General features: G+C 54.2%; 31 protein-coding genes. 1 reads left to right on the top strand and 30 read right to left on the bottom strand.

Annotated features, from left to right (window positions below):
* Positions 1-74: 74 nt before the first annotated feature.
* Positions 75-1,715: a methyl-accepting chemotaxis protein gene (locus tag AWT75_RS11340; protein WP_062789196.1), complete on the bottom strand. Its 1,641-nt coding sequence runs from the start codon at positions 1,713-1,715 to the stop codon at positions 75-77.
* A gap of 362 nt (positions 1,716-2,077) precedes the next feature.
* Between AWT75_RS11340 and AWT75_RS11335 the strand changes: the two genes are divergently transcribed.
* Complete coding sequence (locus AWT75_RS11335; RefSeq protein ID WP_062789195.1) at positions 2,078-2,875, top strand: MOSC domain-containing protein; 798 nt, start codon at positions 2,078-2,080, stop codon at positions 2,873-2,875.
* Positions 2,876-2,960: 85 nt separating this feature from the next.
* Here AWT75_RS11335 and rplQ read toward each other — a convergent pair whose 3' ends face one another.
* From rplQ to AWT75_RS20885, 29 genes are all read right to left on the bottom strand, one after another.
* A complete protein-coding gene (rplQ, locus tag AWT75_RS11330; protein WP_045846886.1) occupies positions 2,961-3,356 on the bottom strand; it encodes a 50S ribosomal protein L17 in 396 nt (131 codons plus the stop codon).
* A gap of 24 nt (positions 3,357-3,380) precedes the next feature.
* Positions 3,381-4,364, bottom strand: coding sequence for a DNA-directed RNA polymerase subunit alpha (locus AWT75_RS11325; RefSeq protein ID WP_045846885.1), 984 nt, complete (start codon positions 4,362-4,364; stop codon positions 3,381-3,383).
* Between the two features lie 23 nt (positions 4,365-4,387).
* The gene (rpsD, locus tag AWT75_RS11320; RefSeq protein ID WP_045846884.1) at positions 4,388-5,008 is read right to left on the bottom strand and encodes a 30S ribosomal protein S4; all 621 of its coding nucleotides are present in this window, start codon (positions 5,006-5,008) and stop codon (positions 4,388-4,390) included.
* Between the two features lie 18 nt (positions 5,009-5,026).
* Positions 5,027-5,422 carry a 30S ribosomal protein S11 gene (gene rpsK / locus AWT75_RS11315; RefSeq protein WP_008955659.1) on the bottom strand — a complete coding sequence of 132 codons (396 nt, stop codon included), beginning with the start codon at positions 5,420-5,422 and terminating at the stop codon, positions 5,027-5,029.
* 16 nt (positions 5,423-5,438) lie between these two features.
* Entirely contained in the window at positions 5,439-5,801 is a 363-nt protein-coding gene (gene rpsM, locus AWT75_RS11310) for a 30S ribosomal protein S13 (protein WP_045846883.1), read from the bottom strand.
* A 70-nt stretch (positions 5,802-5,871) separates the two neighbouring features.
* The gene (rpmJ, locus tag AWT75_RS20890) at positions 5,872-5,985 is read right to left on the bottom strand and encodes a 50S ribosomal protein L36 (protein ID WP_011137711.1); all 114 of its coding nucleotides are present in this window, start codon (positions 5,983-5,985) and stop codon (positions 5,872-5,874) included.
* 265 nt (positions 5,986-6,250) lie between these two features.
* On the bottom strand, positions 6,251-7,570 hold the full coding sequence (gene secY / locus AWT75_RS11305; RefSeq protein ID WP_045846882.1) for a preprotein translocase subunit SecY: 1,320 nt from the start codon (positions 7,568-7,570) through the stop codon (positions 6,251-6,253).
* An 11-nt stretch (positions 7,571-7,581) separates the two neighbouring features.
* Positions 7,582-8,013, bottom strand: coding sequence for a 50S ribosomal protein L15 (gene rplO / locus AWT75_RS11300; RefSeq protein ID WP_045846881.1), 432 nt, complete (start codon positions 8,011-8,013; stop codon positions 7,582-7,584).
* Positions 8,014-8,016: 3 nt separating this feature from the next.
* Positions 8,017-8,202: a 50S ribosomal protein L30 gene (rpmD, locus tag AWT75_RS11295; RefSeq protein WP_045846880.1), complete on the bottom strand. Its 186-nt coding sequence runs from the start codon at positions 8,200-8,202 to the stop codon at positions 8,017-8,019.
* Complete coding sequence (gene rpsE, locus AWT75_RS11290) at positions 8,195-8,713, bottom strand: 30S ribosomal protein S5 (protein WP_045846879.1); 519 nt, start codon at positions 8,711-8,713, stop codon at positions 8,195-8,197. The genes rpmD and rpsE overlap by 8 nt, the downstream gene beginning before the upstream one ends.
* Positions 8,714-8,726: 13 nt before the next feature.
* Entirely contained in the window at positions 8,727-9,080 is a 354-nt protein-coding gene (rplR, locus tag AWT75_RS11285) for a 50S ribosomal protein L18 (RefSeq protein ID WP_045846878.1), read from the bottom strand.
* Between the two features lie 13 nt (positions 9,081-9,093).
* Complete coding sequence (gene rplF / locus AWT75_RS11280) at positions 9,094-9,627, bottom strand: 50S ribosomal protein L6 (protein ID WP_045846877.1); 534 nt, start codon at positions 9,625-9,627, stop codon at positions 9,094-9,096.
* A gap of 9 nt (positions 9,628-9,636) precedes the next feature.
* Positions 9,637-10,032, bottom strand: a complete 396-nt coding sequence (gene rpsH / locus AWT75_RS11275; protein ID WP_045846876.1) for a 30S ribosomal protein S8 — start codon at positions 10,030-10,032, stop codon at positions 9,637-9,639.
* Between the two features lie 14 nt (positions 10,033-10,046).
* Positions 10,047-10,352, bottom strand: a complete 306-nt coding sequence (rpsN, locus tag AWT75_RS11270; RefSeq protein WP_045846875.1) for a 30S ribosomal protein S14 — start codon at positions 10,350-10,352, stop codon at positions 10,047-10,049.
* Positions 10,353-10,356: 4 nt separating this feature from the next.
* A complete protein-coding gene (gene rplE / locus AWT75_RS11265) occupies positions 10,357-10,896 on the bottom strand; it encodes a 50S ribosomal protein L5 (protein WP_045846874.1) in 540 nt (179 codons plus the stop codon).
* Between the two features lie 12 nt (positions 10,897-10,908).
* Positions 10,909-11,223: a 50S ribosomal protein L24 gene (gene rplX / locus AWT75_RS11260; RefSeq protein WP_045846873.1), complete on the bottom strand. Its 315-nt coding sequence runs from the start codon at positions 11,221-11,223 to the stop codon at positions 10,909-10,911.
* Positions 11,224-11,232: 9 nt separating this feature from the next.
* The gene (gene rplN, locus AWT75_RS11255; protein WP_043579386.1) at positions 11,233-11,601 is read right to left on the bottom strand and encodes a 50S ribosomal protein L14; all 369 of its coding nucleotides are present in this window, start codon (positions 11,599-11,601) and stop codon (positions 11,233-11,235) included.
* Between the two features lie 205 nt (positions 11,602-11,806).
* A complete protein-coding gene (rpsQ, locus tag AWT75_RS11250) occupies positions 11,807-12,070 on the bottom strand; it encodes a 30S ribosomal protein S17 (RefSeq protein ID WP_045846872.1) in 264 nt (87 codons plus the stop codon).
* A gap of 1 nt (position 12,071) precedes the next feature.
* Positions 12,072-12,260 (bottom strand): 50S ribosomal protein L29, encoded by a 189-nt coding sequence (rpmC, locus tag AWT75_RS11245; RefSeq protein WP_011137725.1) that lies wholly within the window; start codon positions 12,258-12,260, stop codon positions 12,072-12,074.
* Positions 12,260-12,676, bottom strand: a complete 417-nt coding sequence (gene rplP, locus AWT75_RS11240) for a 50S ribosomal protein L16 (protein ID WP_045846871.1) — start codon at positions 12,674-12,676, stop codon at positions 12,260-12,262. The genes rpmC and rplP overlap by 1 nt, the downstream gene beginning before the upstream one ends.
* Positions 12,660-13,361 (bottom strand): 30S ribosomal protein S3, encoded by a 702-nt coding sequence (gene rpsC, locus AWT75_RS11235; RefSeq protein ID WP_045846870.1) that lies wholly within the window; start codon positions 13,359-13,361, stop codon positions 12,660-12,662. The genes rplP and rpsC overlap by 17 nt, the downstream gene beginning before the upstream one ends.
* A gap of 10 nt (positions 13,362-13,371) precedes the next feature.
* Positions 13,372-13,701: a 50S ribosomal protein L22 gene (gene rplV, locus AWT75_RS11230; protein ID WP_045846869.1), complete on the bottom strand. Its 330-nt coding sequence runs from the start codon at positions 13,699-13,701 to the stop codon at positions 13,372-13,374.
* Positions 13,702-13,710: 9 nt separating this feature from the next.
* A complete protein-coding gene (gene rpsS, locus AWT75_RS11225) occupies positions 13,711-13,989 on the bottom strand; it encodes a 30S ribosomal protein S19 (RefSeq protein ID WP_024301222.1) in 279 nt (92 codons plus the stop codon).
* Positions 13,990-13,995: 6 nt separating this feature from the next.
* On the bottom strand, positions 13,996-14,829 hold the full coding sequence (gene rplB, locus AWT75_RS11220) for a 50S ribosomal protein L2 (RefSeq protein ID WP_045846868.1): 834 nt from the start codon (positions 14,827-14,829) through the stop codon (positions 13,996-13,998).
* An 11-nt stretch (positions 14,830-14,840) separates the two neighbouring features.
* On the bottom strand, positions 14,841-15,149 hold the full coding sequence (rplW, locus tag AWT75_RS11215; protein WP_062789194.1) for a 50S ribosomal protein L23: 309 nt from the start codon (positions 15,147-15,149) through the stop codon (positions 14,841-14,843).
* Positions 15,146-15,766 carry a 50S ribosomal protein L4 gene (gene rplD, locus AWT75_RS11210; RefSeq protein ID WP_045846866.1) on the bottom strand — a complete coding sequence of 207 codons (621 nt, stop codon included), beginning with the start codon at positions 15,764-15,766 and terminating at the stop codon, positions 15,146-15,148. The genes rplW and rplD overlap by 4 nt, the downstream gene beginning before the upstream one ends.
* Positions 15,766-16,410 (bottom strand): 50S ribosomal protein L3, encoded by a 645-nt coding sequence (gene rplC / locus AWT75_RS11205; RefSeq protein ID WP_062789193.1) that lies wholly within the window; start codon positions 16,408-16,410, stop codon positions 15,766-15,768. The genes rplD and rplC overlap by 1 nt, the downstream gene beginning before the upstream one ends.
* A 143-nt stretch (positions 16,411-16,553) precedes the next feature.
* Complete coding sequence (rpsJ, locus tag AWT75_RS11200) at positions 16,554-16,865, bottom strand: 30S ribosomal protein S10 (RefSeq protein WP_017507377.1); 312 nt, start codon at positions 16,863-16,865, stop codon at positions 16,554-16,556.
* Between the two features lie 14 nt (positions 16,866-16,879).
* On the bottom strand, positions 16,880-17,000 hold a 121-nt coding region (locus AWT75_RS20885; protein WP_476726751.1), incomplete at its 5' end, for an EF-Tu C-terminal domain-related protein.

Genomic DNA, 17,000 nt, shown 5'->3' with positions numbered 1-17,000 from the left:
CAGCAGTCACCACTGCGGTAACTGAATAAAAAAGCCCTCCTGGTGGAGGGCTTTTGCCTGGCATGGCGGGGCTCTTACACGTGGAACTTGGATACCAGCTGACGCAAATCGTCTGCCAACGCATGCATGGCCTGCACCTCCTTAGAGGTACCTGCCGCCTCCTCTGCATTACCACTGGCGCTGCGGGCGATCAATTCCACCTGCTGTGCAATTTCGGTGCTGGCACTGCCCTGTTCTTTCAGCGCATGTGATATCTCGTTCACCACATCCACCACACTGGTGGCGCTATCACGGATGTGGGATATCGCTTCCCCACCCTGAACCGCCAGTTGCAAACCATTCTTCACACGACCAACCGCTTCTTCCATACAGGCACGTGACTGATCGGAGCTGCTCTGGATTTCCTGGATCATGCCGGCGATTTCCTGCGTAGCCTGGCCGGTACGCTCCGACAGTTTGCGCACTTCATCTGCTACCACGGCAAAACCGCGCCCCATCTCACCCGCACGCGCAGCCTCAATGGCGGCATTAAGTGCCAGCAAGTTGGTCTGGTCGGCAATATCCTTGATCACCTGCATGATGCTGGAAATGGTCTGGGTCTTGCTGGCCAGATCAGCAATGGTTTCTGCCGCCTGATCAACCGACTCGTTGATACGGTGCATTTCATTGACTGCGCTGGAGATCACCTCGCCACCTTCACGCGACAGGCGGCCGGACTCTTGCGACAGATTCCGCGCATCATGCGCATGGCTAGAAATATGATTGATGCTGACCGTCAGCTGCTCGATGGAAGCTGCCATGGCGGCAGCTGCCTCACTTTGCTGATCAGAACCTTTGACAACTGCATCGGATCGGCGCGCCACATCAGAACTCATGCCGGACAAACGCACGGCTTCATCAGAAATTTCCCGCACCAGCGACTTCAGGTGCTGCTGCATTTGCTGAATCGCTGCCATCACGCTGCTTGTGTCACCTGCAACCACGTTTACCTGGGTATCCAGATGACCATCCGCAATGCGACGGACCACTTGCATGGTTTCGCCAGGATCCGCCCCCAGTTGCCCCAGGACGCTGCGCATCAGGAACAGCCCGGCAATCAGCAACAACACCAGAATGGCGCCCACTTCGGCCAGGGTCAGCCATAGTTGCTTCATGAACGCGGCCTGGACATCGTCCAGATAAATGCCGGTACCGATAATCCAGTGCCAGCGCTGGCTGGTCATCAGGTAGGAAATCTTGGGTTGCGGCTGGTCGAAGCCGGGCTTGTCCCACACATAGGCGGCAAAACCTTGTCCATTGCCCTTGGTGACGGTATCGATGAACAATTGACCCAGATCGACACCGGTCGGCGTCTTCAAGCCCTGAACATTCTTGCCCAGCATGGCTGCCTTGGCACCATGAATGACATAGTTCCAGTTCTGGTCGTAACCGAAGAAGTACTCCTTGCCGTCGTAATGGCTGGCCATCAGCGCGGCAGCGGCCATTTGCTTGGCCTGGGCTTCACTCAGCTTGCCACTCGCCTCCAGGGCCTCATAGCTGCTGATGATGCCCATGGCGGATTCAACCAGGTTCCGTGTCTTGTCCTGTCTGTCCTGTAGCAGGCTATTGCGCTGGTTGTACAGAGCCAGCCCACTCAGACAGCAAATCAGCAAGGCCACCAGCAACAGCCAGGCGATAAGGCGGCTGCGTAATGACATTCCGGCAGTTGTGTTCATTTTTTTCTCTCTGTTCCCGTTGTCAGTCTCTAGCAAGCAACTGCTCTATTTGTCAGTTTTTGTCATTCTACATCTTTATAGACAAAGATATAGCCGGGTTTACCCATGCGCCATTTAAAAGTAGCCAGTACATTCAGCAGATGCCAGCTGGAAATCTGCAATGGGCGATCAGCTGCAAGACAACCGGATAGCCTAGCAAGAATGCAAGCTACAAATACTGATCTGATACAACAGCGCCAAAGATATCGTCATATACAAAGTGCAGACTGCATGCCGATACCACCCCTCTTCGACAAGGCGGTCACCGAAGGTAGTACAACAATGCTAGGATCATGGCTCGGACATTGCCAGAAAGAGCACACATGAAACTGACACAAATGTTTGTGCACCCAATGAAATCCGCACGAGGGATTGCCTACGACAGGGCTTTTGCCAGTGCACAAGGCTTGCTGCATGACAGGGAGTGGTTGCTCAGCACGGCGGATGGTCAGTTCCTGACCGCACGGCAATATCCACAGATGTTGCAAATTACAACAGCCCTGATACCTGGTGGATTGTTGCTGAGTGCTCCGGGACGCTCACCGATCCTTGCCATGACCCAGGTCTACAAGCAAAAGGTGGCAACAACCGTATGGCGTGCGAACTTCACTGCCTGGCATGGGGACGAACACGTGGATGCCTGGCTGTCTGATTACATGGGTAGGGACTGCCGTTTGCTATGGCTGGGCATGCAGTCCACACGCGTGCTGGATGGAGCACAGACCCCCATGTCATTTGCGGATGGCTATCCCTATCTGCTGGTGAATCAGGCCTCGCTGGACACACTGAATCAAGAATTGCGCAAACCGGTGACGGTGCAACATTTCAGACCCAATTTGCTGGTCAGTGGCGCACTGCCATATGAGGAGGATGACTGGAAGGTGATTCAGATCGGGGACATCGTGTTTGATGTAGCCAAGCCTTGCACCCGCTGCCAGATGATTACCACCGACCCGATCAGTGCAGAAGTAGATGCTGACAACGAACCGATGCGGACACTCAGCAAAACCAGGCAACTGGCGGAGGGAATTTGCTTTGGCATGAATCTGGTGGCACGGAACGAAGGAATGCTGGAACTTGGTGCGCCCATGCGGGTGCTTGAATCCAGGTATGAATTCTGAGTAGCACCAGACGTCCGTACCACAGATTGCAGCAGAAATGAAAAAAGCCAGCTTTCGCTGGCTTCTTTCATAACTTCACCGAATATTATTCAGCGGAGTCATCTACAACGGCAACGGCATCTTCAGCACGGTCTACCAGCTCAACCAGAGCCAGCGGGGCATTGTCGCCCTTACGGAAACCGTACTTCAGGATACGCACATAACCACCATTGCGGGCGGAGAAGCGCGGGCCGAGAACGTCGAAGAGTTTAACCACGATATCGCGGTCACGAGTGCGGTCAAACGCCAGACGACGGTTGGCGAGAGACGGCTTTTTGCCGAGCGTAATCAGCGGCTCGGCCACACGACGCAGTTCCTTGGCTTTCGGCAGCGTGGTCACGATAACTTCGTGCTTCAGCAGCGAATTCGCCATGTTGCGCAGCATCGCCAGACGATGGCTGGTCGTGCGGTTCAGTTTACGATTACTGTAACGATGACGCATTGTTAATGTCCTTTAGTCTCAAACTTACGGCTTTTCCAGACCAGCCGGAGGCCAATTCTCAAGCTTCATGCCGAGAGTCAGACCCTTGGAAGCGAGAACTTCTTTGATCTCGTTCAGCGATTTGCGACCGAGGTTCGGAGTCTTCAGAAGCTCGGTTTCAGTACGCTGAATCAGATCGCCGATGTAATAAATGTTCTCAGCCTTCAGGCAGTTGGCCGAACGAACCGTCAGTTCAAGATCGTCTACCGGACGCAGCAGGATCGGATCGATCGGCGGCGCCTTTTCAACGACTTCTTCAACCGCTGTGCCTTGGAGGTCAGCAAAGATCGACAGCTGATCCATCAGAATACGTGCAGCATTGCGCACGGCCTGTTCCGGTTCGATCACGCCATTGGTTTCGATATCGAGAACCAGGCGGTCGAGGTCGGTACGTTGTTCAACACGGGCGCTTTCCACAGCAAAGCTCACACGGCGAACCGGCGAGAAGGAAGCATCCAGTTGAATGGTACCGATGGAACGGTTTTCTTCATGAATGGAACGAGCAGACACAGGCTGATAGCCACGGCCTTTTTCGACCTTGATCTCCATGTCGATTTTGCCGCCAACAGAGAGGTGGGCAATCACGTGTTCCGGATTGATCACTTCAACATCATGCGGCAACTCGATATCGCCAGCCAAGACAGCACCTTCACCTTCCTTTTTCAAGGTCAGCACGACACTGTCACGACCATGCAGCTTAAGCACTACGCCCTTGAGGTTGAGGAGGATGTCTACGACATCCTCGCGCACGCCATCAAGTGCGGAATACTCATGCAAAACGCCAGCGATAGTCACTTCGGTAGGAGCAAAGCCCGGCATCGACGACAGCAGGATACGGCGCAGCGAGTTGCCAAGAGTGTGAGCATAGCCACGCTCGAACGGCTCCATCGAAACGCGTGCATGGGTAGCAGATACCGGCTGCACGTCAATCAGACGAGGTTTCAAAAATTCCGAAGCGCTGTTTTGCATAGTCATTCCCTAAGAGCTAGCGATTACTTGGAGTAGAATTCCACAACGAGCTGTTCGTTGATATCGCTAGACAGTTCGGAACGTTCCGGAGCAGATTTGAAGACGCCTTCCATCTTCTTGGAGTCAACAGACACCCAGGAAGGGAAACCACCTTGCTCAGCCAGAGCCAGACCCTCTACGATACGGGCTTGCTTCTTGGCTTTTTCGCGGACAGACACTACGTCACCAGCTTTAACCTGGAAAGACGGAATGTTAACTACCTGGCCGTTCACAACGATAGCCTTGTGGCTTACCAGCTGACGTGCTTCTGCACGAGTGGAGCCAAAGCCCATGCGATATACAACGTTGTCCAGACGTGCTTCGAGCAGCTTCAGCAGGTTTTCACCAGTGGAGCCTTTACGACGTACAGCTTCCGCAAAGTAATTGCGGAACTGACGCTCGAGTACGCCATAGATACGGCGGATTTTCTGCTTTTCACGCAGTTGGACACCGTAGTCGGACAGACGACCCTTACGGGCGCCGTGTTGACCAGGCGGGGTATCCAGTTTGCACTTGGAATCCAGTGCACGACGCGCGCTCTTCAGGAAAAGGTCGGTGCCTTCACGACGAGCGAGCTTACATTTTGGGCCGATATAACGTGCCATGTTCTCACACTCTCCGAATTAGATACGACGTTTTTTGGGCGGACGGCAACCGTTGTGCGGTACCGGCGTCACGTCGGAGATGCTGGTGATCTTGAAACCCAGCGCGTTGAGTGCGCGAACAGCGGATTCACGACCCGGACCCGGGCCCTTGATACGAACTTCGAGGTTCTTCACACCGTATTCTTGGGCAACTTTACCAGCATGCTCTGCTGCTACCTGTGCAGCAAAGGGTGTACTTTTGCGCGAGCCCTTAAAACCAGCGCCGCCAGAGGTAGCCCAAGACAGTGCATTGCCTTGACGGTCGGTGATAGTGATGATGGTGTTGTTGAACGAAGCGTGAACATGCACGATACCTTCGCTAACAGACTTGCGCACTTTTTTGCGTACACGGACAGCTGTGTTTGCTTTAGCCATTTCTGTGTTCCTTTAGTTACTTCTTGCCGGCGATCGCCTTACGCGGTCCCTTACGGGTACGCGCGTTAGTGCGAGTGCGCTGACCGCGGCACGGCAGGCCACGACGATGGCGCATGCCGCGATAGCAGCCCATGTCCATCAGACGTTTGATGCTCATCGTGATTTCGCGGCGCAGGTCACCTTCAACGGTGAACTTCGCTACTTCTTCACGCAGAGTTTCCATCTCAGCGTCAGTCAGATCCTTCACCTTGGTGGAGGGGTTCACGCTGGCAGCAGCACAAATCTGCTGGGCGCGAGTTTGACCGATGCCGAAAATTGCCTGCAGGCCAATAACGGCATGCGCATGATTGGGGATGTTTACCCCTGCAATACGGGCCATACTCTTTCCTTAAGCCTTAAGACCTTGAAAAGTTTGCGATTGTAACACGCAAAGTCAGGTCTAACAAATGTTAGCCTTGTTTTTGCTTGTGACGCGGGTCCGTGCAGATCACGCGTACAACGCGATTGCGACGGATAATTTTGCAGTTACGGCAAATCTTCTTTACCGAAGGCTGTACTCGCATGTCAGTTCCTTTCGTTACTCTAAAAGAGCGAGTGCGTAATTTCGCACGGAACACGATACGGGCAGCGGTCTGTCCAGGCGGTTTTAGCCACCCTGACCTTGTAATCAATAAGCGTGCTTTGAAACAAGCTTGCTGATCATGCCCAAGTACGACGTGTCCATTCTCAAGTTTGATCCAGCAGTAGGGCAGCTGCTCTACTGCCAAATCTCACCCTGCATCTGGATGGTTTCTTACCTAGCCATATAACCCAGCGAGAACACGTATGTCACCGGCCGAGCGCATTGCCTTTGAAGTTAGCCTTCTTGAGCAAGCTTTCGTACTGATGCGACAGAACGTAGGACTGTACCTGAGCCATGAAATCCATGGTGACCACTACAATGATCAGCAGTGATGTGCCACCGAAGTAGAACGGTACATTCCACTTCAGGATGAGGAATTCCGGCAACAGACAAACCAGCGTAATGTAGATTGCACCGATCAATGTCAGCCGCAGAATGATCTTCTCGATATAACGCGAAGTCTGCTCACCTGGACGGATACCTGGGATGAAAGCACCACTTTTCTTCAGGTTATCTGCCGTCTCTTTCGGATTGAAAACGAGCGCGGTGTAGAAGTAACAGAAGAAAATGATGGCCGTTGCATACAGCAGCACATAGATCGGCTGACCCGGATGCAGCTTGTCAGCCACGCCCTTGAGCCAACCCAGGCTTTCATTGTTACCAAGCCAGCCAAGAATGGTGGCAGGGAACAGGATGATGCTGGATGCAAAAATCGGCGGGATCACCCCTGCCATGTTGAGCTTGAGCGGCATGTGCGTGCTCTGGCCCTGCATGACACGATTACCAACCTGACGCTTGGCGTAGTTGACCAGAACCTTGCGCTGGCCGCGTTCTGCGAACACGACTACGTAGGTCATCAGTGCAACACCAACAAACAGCACGATGGTAAACAGGATGGGCAGCGAGCCTTGACTGGTCAGCGTGAGCGTCTTGCCAATGGCAGCCGGAACACCTGATGCAATACCTGCACAGATGATCAGCGAGATACCGTTACCGATACCACGCTCGGTAATCTGTTCACCCAGCCACATGAGGAACATGGTGCCGGTTACCAGAGATACCACGGTTGTCAGGTAGAACTCCCACTGGGCAGTCACCACCAGGTTAGGCTGCTTAAACAGCATCACCGCAATACTGAAACTCTGGAAAGAGGCCAGCAAAACGGTTGCATAACGTGTGTACTGAGTTACCTTACGACGTCCAGCGTCGCCTTCCTTCTTCAGCTGCTTCAGGCTCGGAAGAACCTCAGAGGCAAGCTGAAGAATGATGGAAGCAGAGATGTACGGCATGATGCCCAGGGCAAATACCGTAAACCTCGAGAGGGCGCCGCCCGAGAACATGTTGAACATGTCGAGCAGGCCCGTCTGCGACGTGTGGAACAACTTCGCTAGTTCGGCAGGATTGATACCAGGCACCGGAATATGCGCACCAATACGGTAAACAATCAAAGCTCCGATCAAGAACATGATACGGCGCTTCAAATCACCAAATTTATTGGCATTTCCAACTAGAGAAGTATTCGACACGTAAGTGCGCCTTATTCAATACTGCCGCCGGCAGCTTCGATAGCAGCGCGAGCGCCAGCAGTCGCAGCAATGCCACGCAGCTTAACGGCACGTTCGATCTTGCCGGACAGGACAACCTTGGCTACCAGAGCCTGAGCGTCAACCAGACCAGCTTGCTTCAGTGCCAACAGATCGATTTCGTCAACCGGCAGCAGGTTCAGTTCGGACAGGCGTACTTCTGCATTGAAGCGTGCGGTCAGCGACTTGAAGCCACGTTTCGGCAAGCGACGTTGCAGCGGCATTTGACCGCCTTCAAAACCAACCTTGTGGAAACCACCTGCACGGCTCTTTTGACCCTTGTGGCCACGACCGGAAGTCTTGCCCAGGCCGCTACCAATGCCGCGACCTACACGACGCTTGGCATGCTTGGCGCCGGCACCGGGTTGAATGGTGTTCAGCAGCATCTCTTAGCCCTCGAATTTCAACAGGTAGCTGATCTTGTTGATCATGCCACGGTTTTCAGGGGTATCGAGCACTTCCACAGTCTGGCGGATCTTTTTCAGACCCAGGCCACGGGCGCAAGCCTTGTGGGATTCCAGACGACCGATCAGGCTCTTTACCAGAGTTACCTTAACAGTGTTGGTGTTACTCATGATCAACCCCCAGGATCTCTTCTACGGTCAGACCACGCTTGGCGGCAACCTGAGAAGCGGTGTTAATCTTGTTCAGGCCGTCCAGAGTTGCACGAACCACGTTGTACGGGTTGGTGGAACCATGAATCTTGGCCGAAACATTGTGAACACCCATTGCGTCGAAGATTGCGCGCATCGGGCCACCGGCCTTAACGCCAGTACCTTCCTTGGCCGGCTGGATGAACACGGTGGTAGCACCATGCTTGCCGGTTACGGTGTGATGCAGCGTACCATTACGCAGCGGGATCTTTACCAGATTGCGGCGGGCTTGTTCCATTGCCTTCTGTACGGCAACAGGAACTTCCTTGGAACGACCCTTGCCCATACCGATGCCGCCATCGCCATCACCAACGACGGTCAAGGCGGAGAAAGCCATGATACGGCCGCCCTTAACCACTTTGGTGACGCGGTTGACGCTGATCATCTTCTCGACCAGACCGTCGCCACGATCTTCCATTTCGTGCTTAGCCATTCTTCACTCCGAATTAGAATACGAGACCGTGTTCACGGGCTGCGTCTGCCACAGCCTTCATACGGCCGTGGTATTTGAAACCGGAACGGTCAAATGCCACGGTCGAAATACCGGCTGCCTTGGCTTTTTCAGCGATGCGCTTACCGACTACGGCTGCAGCGGCCACATTGCCACCATTGGAAACGTCAGCGCGTACTTCGGCTTCCAGAGTGGAAGCGCTTGCCAGTACCTTGCTGCCAGTTTCATCAATGATCTGGGCATAAATGTGGCTGTTGGTGCGGTAAACAGTGAGACGCACCATCTTGAGCTCCGCAATCCGAGCACGGGTTTTACGTGCACGGCGGAGTCGAGCTTGTTTCTTGTCCATGTCAGTGCCTCAGTTACTTCTTCTTGGTTTCTTTCAGAACCACAACCTCATCAGCGTAACGAACGCCCTTGCCCTTGTAGGGTTCCGGGGAACGATAAGCGCGGATTTCGGCAGCGATCTGGCCAACGAGTTGCTTGTCAGCACCCTTGATCAGGATCTCGGTCTGAGTCGGAGTCTCAGCCTTGATGCCAGCAGGCATCTGGTGAGCTACCGGATGGGAGAAACCCAGAGACAGGTTCAGGGTGTCGCCTTGAGCCTGGGCACGGTAACCCACGCCAACCAGCTGCAGCTTCTTCTCGAAGCCCTTGGATACACCAATCACCATATTGTTCAGCAGGGCGCGCAGGGTACCGGACATGGCACGTGCGAACTTGCTGTCGTTTTTAGCCGCGAAAGTCAGTTCGTTGTTGTCGAACTTGATTTCAACGTCATTGCACAGAGCGGCGCTCAGGGAGCCCAGGGCACCCTTTACGGTCACTTCTGCAGCACCGAATTTAACTTCGACGCCAGCCGGAATGGCTACGGGATTCTTAGCTACGCGAGACATTTGACCCCCTTATGCCACTACGCACAGCAGCTCACCGCCGATACCGGCAGCGCGTGCTTTGCGATCGGTCATGATGCCCTTGGAAGTAGACAGGATAGCTACGCCCAGACCATTCATTACCTTCGGGATTTCGGTGGAGCCCTTGTACACGCGCAGGCCAGGACGGGAAACGCGGTCAATGCGCTCGATCACCGGACGGCCAGCGTAGTACTTGAGCTGGATATCAAGAACAGGCTTCTTGGCTTCGCCGGCAACGGCGAAGTCTTCGATGTAGCCTTCTTCTTTCAGCACCTGTGCCAGCGCAACTTTCAGCTTGGAAGACGGCATAGCAACAGCCACCTTGGAAGCCATTTGGCCGTTACGGATGCGGGTCAACATATCGGAAATAGGATCGTGCATGCTCATTTATGGTTCTCCTATTACCAGCTGGCCTTAACAACACCCGGAATTTCGCCCTTCATGGCGATTTCACGGAGTTTGTTACGACCCAGACCGAATTTACGGAACACGCCACGCGGACGACCGGTAATGGCGCAGCGACGACGCTGGCGTACCGGGGAAGCATTGCGCGGCAGCTGCTGCAGTTGCAGGCGAGCGGCGAAGCGTTCTTCTTCCGAGAGGCTTTGATTGTTGATGGTAGCGATGAGGGCTTCGCGCTTAGCGGCAAATTTTTCAGCCACCTTAACGCGCTTCTCTTCACGCTTGATCAGTGCAAGTTTTGCCATGTGCTTAACCCTTGAACGGGAACTTGAACGCAGCCAGCAGAGCGCGGGCCTCTTCGTCAGTCTTCGCCGTAGTGGTAACAGTAATGTTCATACCACGCAGAGCATCGATCTTGTCGTACTCGATTTCCGGGAAGATGATCTGTTCCTTGACACCCATGTTGTAGTTGCCGCGGCCGTCAAAAGACTTGGCGGAAACACCACGGAAGTCACGAACACGCGGCAACGCGATGGTTACCAGACGGTCCAGGAATTCGTACATGCGTTCACGGCGCAGGGTAACCTTGCAACCAACCGGATAGTCATCACGAATCTTGAAGCCGGCGATGGATTTGCGAGCGGTGGTAACTACCGGCTTCTGGCCAGCAATCTTTTCCATGTCGCCCACGGCGAATTCCATTACCTTTTTATCGGCAACAGCTTCACCAACACCCATGTTGACGGTGATCTTCTCGATGCGCGGAACTTCCATGATCGACTTGTAGCCGAACTGTTTCATCAGTTCCGGCACTACGCTGTCTTTGTAGAAATCGTAGAAACGTGCCATGTTTGCTTTTCCTTACGCGCCGATAACTTCGCCACTGGACTTGAACACGCGTACCTTGCGGCCGTCTTCAAGAGTCTTGAAGCCTACGCGGTCAGCCTTCTGGCTAGCCGGGTTGAAAATAGCAACGTTGGAAGCGTCAACAGGCATAACCTTTTCAACGATACCACCAGCAACGCCACGCACCGGATTCGGCTTCTGGTGTTTCTTGGCAACATTCACGCCTTCAACAACCAGTTTTTCATCCAGGACGCGCAGAACGGTGCCGCGTTTACCCTTGTCTTTACCGGTGATTACTACGACTTCATCACCTTTACGAATTTTGCGCATGCGACCTCCTTACAGCACTTCAGGAGCAAGCGACACGATCTTCATGAAACGCTCGGTACGCAGTTCACGCGTCACGGGTCCGAAGATACGAGTGCCAATCGGCTCAAGCTTGTTGTTGAGCAGAACGGCAGCATTGCTATCAAACTTGATCAACGAGCCGTCCGGACGACGCACGCCTTTGGCGGTGCGTACTACTACTGCGTTGTACACGTCGCCTTTTTTGACGCGACCGCGCGGAGCAGCATCCTTGATGCTCACCTTGATGATGTCGCCAACGCTTGCATAGCGACGCTTGGAACCGCCCAATACCTTGATGCACATAACGTGACGCGCACCAGTATTGTCAGCGACCTCAAGCATGGTCTGCATTTGGATCATTTGATGATTACCTTTCTAATCCAACTTTATCCGTCACTTTCACCTGCCGGTTTCTCGCATAAGAGCAAGACCAAACAGACGAAACGCCACAGATCAAGCTGTGGCGTATCAAACGGCCAGTTTTGGACCCCGTAAGGGCGGAATTCCTATCCGACACGGATAAGAAGATGGCCATTATACAAGGGACTTTCGTCCCTTGCAAGTCTTATACCTGGCGAGATTTCTCGACCAGGGCAGTCACCACCCACGATTTGGTCTTCGAGAGAGGACGGGACTCGCTGATTACTACGATGTCGCCGGCCTTGAACTCGTTGTTCTCGTCGTGTGCGTGGAACTTCTTAGAACGACGGATAATCTTGCCGTAGATCGGGTGCTTAACCTTGCGCTCGACCAGAACGGTTACAGTCTTATCCATCTTGTCGCTGACAACGGTACCGGTCAGCGTACGTACCACTTTGGTTTCGCTCATCTTAAACTGCCTTTTCTTTCAGAACGGTGCGAACACGAGCGATGTCGCGACGCACTTTCTTCAGTTCAGAGGTCTTGGCGAGTTGCTGAGTAGCGTGCTGCATACGCAGGGCAAACTGGGCCTTCAGGAGGCTCAGCAGTTCCGCTTTCAGCTCGTCAACAGTTTTGGCTTTCAGTTCGGACGCTTTCATTACTGACCTACCTGTCTAGTTACAAACACAGTGGCGATCGGCAACTTGGCTGCGGCCAGACGGAAAGCTTCACGAGCGAGTTCCTCGTTAACACCGTCCATTTCGTACAGCATCTTGCCAGGCTGGATTTCGGCCACGTAGTATTCCGGAGAACCCTTACCCCCACCCATACGCACTTCAGCAGGCTTGGAAGTGATCGGCTTGTCCGGGAAAATACGGATCCAGATACGACCGCCACGCTTGATGTGACGGGTCATGGCACGACGGGCCGCTTCGATCTGACGCGCGGTCAGACGACCGCGACCAACAGCCTTCAAACCGAAATCACCAAAGCTCACCTTGTTGCCACGGGTAGCGATACCAGTGTTGCGGCCTTTATGCTGTTTACGGTACTTGAGTCTAGTTGGCTGCAGCATTGCGCGGGCCCTTTCTCGTTTTCTTCTCGGTCGCAACCGGAGCCGGTGCTACTTGACCCGGCTTCAGCTCACCTTTGTAAACCCATACCTTGATGCCGATGATACCGTAGGTGGTCTTGGCTTCAGAGGTAGCGTAGTCAACATCGGCACGCAGGGTATGCAGCGGCACACGGCCTTCGCGATACCATTCGCTACGAGCGATATCGATGCCGTTCAGACGACCGGAGGACATGATCTTGATGCCCTGGGCGCCCATGCGCATGGCGTTCTGCATGGATCGCTTCATGGCACGGCGGAACATTACACGCTTTTCCAGCTGGGAGGCGATGCCATCAGCAATGATTTGCGCGTCCAGTTCCGGCTTGCGAACTTCTTCGATATTCACGTGAACCGGCACGCCCAGACGAGCTTGCAATTCGCGCTTCAGAACTTCGATGTCCTCACCCTTTTTACCGATCACAACACCCGGACGGGCACTGTGAATGGTAATGCGTGCGGACTTGGCCGGACGCTCGATGGTGACACGACCAACAGCCGCATGACCCAGGCGCTTCTTCAGGTATTCGCGAACTTCCAGGTCTTGCATGAGCATTTCCGGGAAATTCTTCGAGTTGGCGAACCACTTGGAAGACCAGTTTTTGTTAACGGCAAGACGGAATCCCGTCGGATGAATCTTCTGACCCATTTCTTACCCCTTAATTGCCAACGGTCAACGAGATGTGGCAGGTCTGCTTTTCGATGCGATTGCCACGACCCTTAGCACGGGCAGTGAAACGCTTCAGACTAGCGCCTTTGTCAACAAAGATGCTGGTGACACGCAGGGTGTCGATGTCAGCGCCTTCGTTGTGCTCGGCGTTAGCGATGGCAGATTCCAGCACTTTCTTCACAATAACCGCGCCCTTCTTCGGGGAGAAGGCCAGGATATTCAGAGCCTGACCAACGGATTGACCGCGGATCAGATCGGCCACCAGGCGGCACTTTTGTGCCGACAGGCGGACGCTTTTCAGATTTGCAGATACTCTCATCGCTTCACCTTATCTCTTCTTCGCCTTCTTATCGGCCGCGTGGCCTTTGAAGGTACGAGTCAGCGAGAATTCGCCCAGTTTATGACCGACCATGTTTTCGGAAACATAAACAGGCACATGGGTGCGACCGTTGTGTACCGCGATGGTCAAACCAATGAAGTCCGGCAGGACGGTCGAACGACGCGACCAGGTCTTGATCGGACGCTTGTCATTGGTTGCACGCGCCGCGTCGACCTTCTTCAGAAGGTGCAGATCAACGAACGGGCCTTTTTTCTGCGAACGTGCCATTGTCAATTACCCTTTAGTAGAATAGCGGCGGCGTACGATCATGTTGTCGGTACGCTTGTTGCGACGGGTACGGAAGCCCTTAGTCGGAGTGCCCCATGGGCTAACCGGCACACGGCCTTCACCAGTACGGCCTTCACCACCACCATGCGGGTGATCAATCGGGTTCATCGCAGTACCGCGAACGGTCGGACGAATACCACGCCAGCGGCTAGCACCAGCCTTACCCAGCTTGCGCAGGGAATGCTCTTCGTTGCTCACTTCGCCAACAGTAGCGCGGCAGTCAACATGCACCAGACGAATTTCGCCGGAACGCAGACGCAGCTGAGCGTAGACACCTTCACGGGCCAGCAGCATGGCGGAACCGCCAGCCGAACGGACCATTTGGGCACCCTTGCCAGGTTGCAGCTCTACGCAGTGGATGGTAGTACCCACCGGGATGTTGCGGATCGGCAAAGCGTTACCAGCCTTGATCGGAGCCTCGGCACCGGACAGCAGAACTGCACCAGCCTTAACACCGCGCGGAGCGATGATGTAGCGGCGTTCGCCATCGGCGTAGCACAACAGGGCGATGTGGGCAGTGCGGTTCGGATCGTATTCGATACGTTCCACTTTTGCCGGAATGCCATCCTTGTTGCGACGGAAGTCGATCAGACGGTAGTGCTTCTTGTGACCACCACCCATATGACGGGTAGTAATGTGGCCATTGTTGTTACGACCGGCAGTGGCAGACTTTTTCTCTACCAGAGCGGCGTGCGGAGCGCCTTTGTGCAGATCAGGGTGAACCACCTTGACAACAGCACGACGACCCGCGGAAGTCGGTTTTACTTTAACGATAGGCATGCTCTATCTCCTTACTCCGCAGCGGCCGGGGTGGCGGTCAGATCGATTTCCTGACCCTGAACCAGGCTAACGTAAGCCTTTTTCCAGTCTTTACGACGGCCAAAGGTACGGCCAAAGCGCTTAACTTTGCCCTTTACGTTAACAGTGGATACGCCTTCAACTTTTACGTTGAACAGCATTTCAACTGCAGCCTTGATCTCCGGCTTGGTAGCATCGGTAGCAACACGGAAAACAACTTGCTGATACTTCTCAGCAACCATGGTGCTCTTTTCGGAAACAACCGGGGCCAGAATTACTTGCAACAGACGTTCTTGATTCATGCCCACTGCTCCTCCAGATGCTGCACCGCCTCACGGGTGATGACGATCTTCTTGAAACGCAGCAGGCTGTACGGGTCAGCTTGTTGCGCTTCGATCACCAGCACGTTCGGCAGATTGCGCGAAGACAGATAGAGGTTTTCGTCCAGTTCACGGGTAATGAACAGAGCCTGTTCCAGACCCATGGACTTAACCACACCTACGAATTCCTTGGTTTTCGGCGATTCAACCGACAGCGAATCAACCACGATCAGACGCTCGTCGCGAACCAGCTGGGACAGGATAGCTGCCATGCCAGCGCGGAACATCTTGCGGTTAACCTTCTGAGAGAAATTCTCGTCCGGGCTGTTCGGGAAAGCACGACCACCACCACGACGGTTCGGAGTGGAAGTCATACCGGCACGTGCGTTACCAGTACCCTTCTGCTTGAACGGCTTCTTGGTGGAGTGGTTTACTTCGGCACGAGTCAGCTGAGCGCGGTTACCGCTGCGAGCATTCGCCAGGAATGCAGTCACAACCTGGTGAACCAGTGCTTCGTTGTATTCGCGACCGAACAGAGTCTCGGATGCCTGCAGGCTGCCAGCAGCCTGACCTTGGCTATTGATTACTTTCAATTCCATCACGCACCTGCCTTCACGCTAGGACGAACGACAACATCGCCGTTCTTGGCACCAGGAACGGCACCCTTAACCAGAAGCAGCTGACGCTCGGCGTCAACACGAACAACTTCCAGGCACTGAACAGTGCTCTTGACGTTGCCGTACTGACCAGCCATGCGCTTACCCGGGAAAATACGACCCGGATCCTGTGCCTGACCGATAGAACCCGGCGTGTTATGCGAGCGGGAGTTACCGTGCGAAGCGCGGTTGGAAGAGAAGTTGTGACGCTTGATCACACCGGAGAAACCCTTACCCTTGGAGGTACCGGTTACATCAACCAGTTGACCTACGGTGAAGATTTCAACGGACAGTGCATCACCCGGCTTCAGGGAGGAGAGAGCTTCTGCGGACAGAACGAATTCGTTCAGACCCAGACCTGCTTCAACGCCAGCCTTGGCAAAGTGACCAGCTGCCGCCTTGTTAACGCGGCTAGCTTTACGGGCACCGAAAGTAACTTGAACGGCAGAGTAGCCGTCAACTTCGGCAGTTTTGATTTGCGTGACGCGGTTAGCGGACATGTCCAGCACAGTTACCGGGATGGATGCACCATCTTCGGCAAAAATGCGGGTCATGCCGACTTTGCGACCGACAAGACCTAAACTCATGTTTATATCCTTTTGCAGGCGCCGATTACGATTGACCGGCATAAAAAACAAAAGCGGACTCGCAAAATTGCGAGTCCGCTAATGTATCACAAGATTTTCAGCAATCGCAAGCACTTAACCTGCGAGCGCTGCATTTCCTGTCATTACTGCAGCTTGATTTCCACATCCACACCGGCCGGCAGGTCGAGCTTCATCAGAGCATCAACAGTCTTGTCGGTCGGATCTACGATGTCCATCAGGCGCAGGTGAGTGCGGATTTCCAGCTGGTCGCGGGAAGTCTTGTTCACGTGCGGGGAACGCAGAACGTTGAAACGCTCGATTTTGGTCGGCAGCGGAACCGGGCCCTTAACAACAGCGCCGGTACGCTTGGCAGTTTCAACGATTTCCTGGGCGGAACGATCGATCAGGTTGTAATCGAAGGCCTTCAGGCGGATGCGGATTTTCTGGCTTTGCATGTTATCTGCTCCGATTAGGCGATGATCTTGGCAACAACGCCGGCGCCAACAGTACGGCCACCTTCACGGATCGCGAAACGCAGACCTTCTTCCATAGCGATCGGGGCGATCAGTTCTACGGTGATTTCCACGTTG

It is taken from the genome of Aquitalea pelogenes, assembly GCF_001515305.1.
Lineage (GTDB): Bacteria > Pseudomonadota > Gammaproteobacteria > Burkholderiales > Chromobacteriaceae > Aquitalea > Aquitalea pelogenes.
This window is presented reverse-complemented; position numbering and strand designations above follow the sequence as displayed.

What these genes read in the sequence shown, in the direction of transcription:
- rplW (WP_062789194.1), bottom strand. Translation starts at nt 15,149, where the DNA reads ATGAATCAAGAACGTCTGTTGCAAGTAATTCTGGCCCCGGTTGTTTCC.
- rpmC (WP_011137725.1), bottom strand. Translation starts at nt 12,260, where the DNA reads ATGAAAGCGTCCGAACTGAAAGCCAAAACTGTTGACGAGCTGAAAGCG.
- rpsK (WP_008955659.1), bottom strand. Translation starts at nt 5,422, where the DNA reads ATGGCTAAAGCAAACACAGCTGTCCGTGTACGCAAAAAAGTGCGCAAG.
- rpsH (WP_045846876.1), bottom strand. Translation starts at nt 10,032, where the DNA reads ATGAGCATGCACGATCCTATTTCCGATATGTTGACCCGCATCCGTAAC.
- rplX (WP_045846873.1), bottom strand. Translation starts at nt 11,223, where the DNA reads ATGCGCAAAATTCGTAAAGGTGATGAAGTCGTAGTAATCACCGGTAAA.
- rpmJ (WP_011137711.1), bottom strand. Translation starts at nt 5,985, where the DNA reads ATGCGAGTACAGCCTTCGGTAAAGAAGATTTGCCGTAACTGCAAAATT.
- rpsJ (WP_017507377.1), bottom strand. Translation starts at nt 16,865, where the DNA reads ATGCAAAGCCAGAAAATCCGCATCCGCCTGAAGGCCTTCGATTACAAC.
- AWT75_RS11335 (WP_062789195.1), top strand. Translation starts at nt 2,078, where the DNA reads ATGAAACTGACACAAATGTTTGTGCACCCAATGAAATCCGCACGAGGG.
- rplQ (WP_045846886.1), bottom strand. Translation starts at nt 3,356, where the DNA reads ATGCGTCATCGTTACAGTAATCGTAAACTGAACCGCACGACCAGCCAT.
- rpsE (WP_045846879.1), bottom strand. Translation starts at nt 8,713, where the DNA reads ATGGCTAAGCACGAAATGGAAGATCGTGGCGACGGTCTGGTCGAGAAG.
- rpsC (WP_045846870.1), bottom strand. Translation starts at nt 13,361, where the DNA reads ATGGGTCAGAAGATTCATCCGACGGGATTCCGTCTTGCCGTTAACAAA.
- rplD (WP_045846866.1), bottom strand. Translation starts at nt 15,766, where the DNA reads ATGGAATTGAAAGTAATCAATAGCCAAGGTCAGGCTGCTGGCAGCCTG.
- rplR (WP_045846878.1), bottom strand. Translation starts at nt 9,080, where the DNA reads ATGGACAAGAAACAAGCTCGACTCCGCCGTGCACGTAAAACCCGTGCT.
- AWT75_RS11340 (WP_062789196.1), bottom strand. Translation starts at nt 1,715, where the DNA reads ATGAACACAACTGCCGGAATGTCATTACGCAGCCGCCTTATCGCCTGG.
- rplF (WP_045846877.1), bottom strand. Translation starts at nt 9,627, where the DNA reads ATGTCTCGCGTAGCTAAGAATCCCGTAGCCATTCCGGCTGGCGTCGAA.
- rpsM (WP_045846883.1), bottom strand. Translation starts at nt 5,801, where the DNA reads ATGGCCCGTATTGCAGGGGTAAACATCCCCAATCATGCGCATGCCGTT.
- AWT75_RS11325 (WP_045846885.1), bottom strand. Translation starts at nt 4,364, where the DNA reads ATGCAAAACAGCGCTTCGGAATTTTTGAAACCTCGTCTGATTGACGTG.
- rplE (WP_045846874.1), bottom strand. Translation starts at nt 10,896, where the DNA reads ATGGCACGTTTCTACGATTTCTACAAAGACAGCGTAGTGCCGGAACTG.
- rplP (WP_045846871.1), bottom strand. Translation starts at nt 12,676, where the DNA reads ATGCTGCAGCCAACTAGACTCAAGTACCGTAAACAGCATAAAGGCCGC.
- rplO (WP_045846881.1), bottom strand. Translation starts at nt 8,013, where the DNA reads ATGCTGCTGAACACCATTCAACCCGGTGCCGGCGCCAAGCATGCCAAG.
- rpsD (WP_045846884.1), bottom strand. Translation starts at nt 5,008, where the DNA reads ATGGCACGTTATATCGGCCCAAAATGTAAGCTCGCTCGTCGTGAAGGC.
- rplC (WP_062789193.1), bottom strand. Translation starts at nt 16,410, where the DNA reads ATGAGTTTAGGTCTTGTCGGTCGCAAAGTCGGCATGACCCGCATTTTT.
- rpsS (WP_024301222.1), bottom strand. Translation starts at nt 13,989, where the DNA reads ATGGCACGTTCGCAGAAAAAAGGCCCGTTCGTTGATCTGCACCTTCTG.
- rpsQ (WP_045846872.1), bottom strand. Translation starts at nt 12,070, where the DNA reads ATGAGCGAAACCAAAGTGGTACGTACGCTGACCGGTACCGTTGTCAGC.
- rpsN (WP_045846875.1), bottom strand. Translation starts at nt 10,352, where the DNA reads ATGGCAAAACTTGCACTGATCAAGCGTGAAGAGAAGCGCGTTAAGGTG.
- rplB (WP_045846868.1), bottom strand. Translation starts at nt 14,829, where the DNA reads ATGCCTATCGTTAAAGTAAAACCGACTTCCGCGGGTCGTCGTGCTGTT.
- rpmD (WP_045846880.1), bottom strand. Translation starts at nt 8,202, where the DNA reads ATGAGTAACACCAACACTGTTAAGGTAACTCTGGTAAAGAGCCTGATC.
- rplV (WP_045846869.1), bottom strand. Translation starts at nt 13,701, where the DNA reads ATGAGAGTATCTGCAAATCTGAAAAGCGTCCGCCTGTCGGCACAAAAG.
- rplN (WP_043579386.1), bottom strand. Translation starts at nt 11,601, where the DNA reads ATGATCCAAATGCAGACCATGCTTGAGGTCGCTGACAATACTGGTGCG.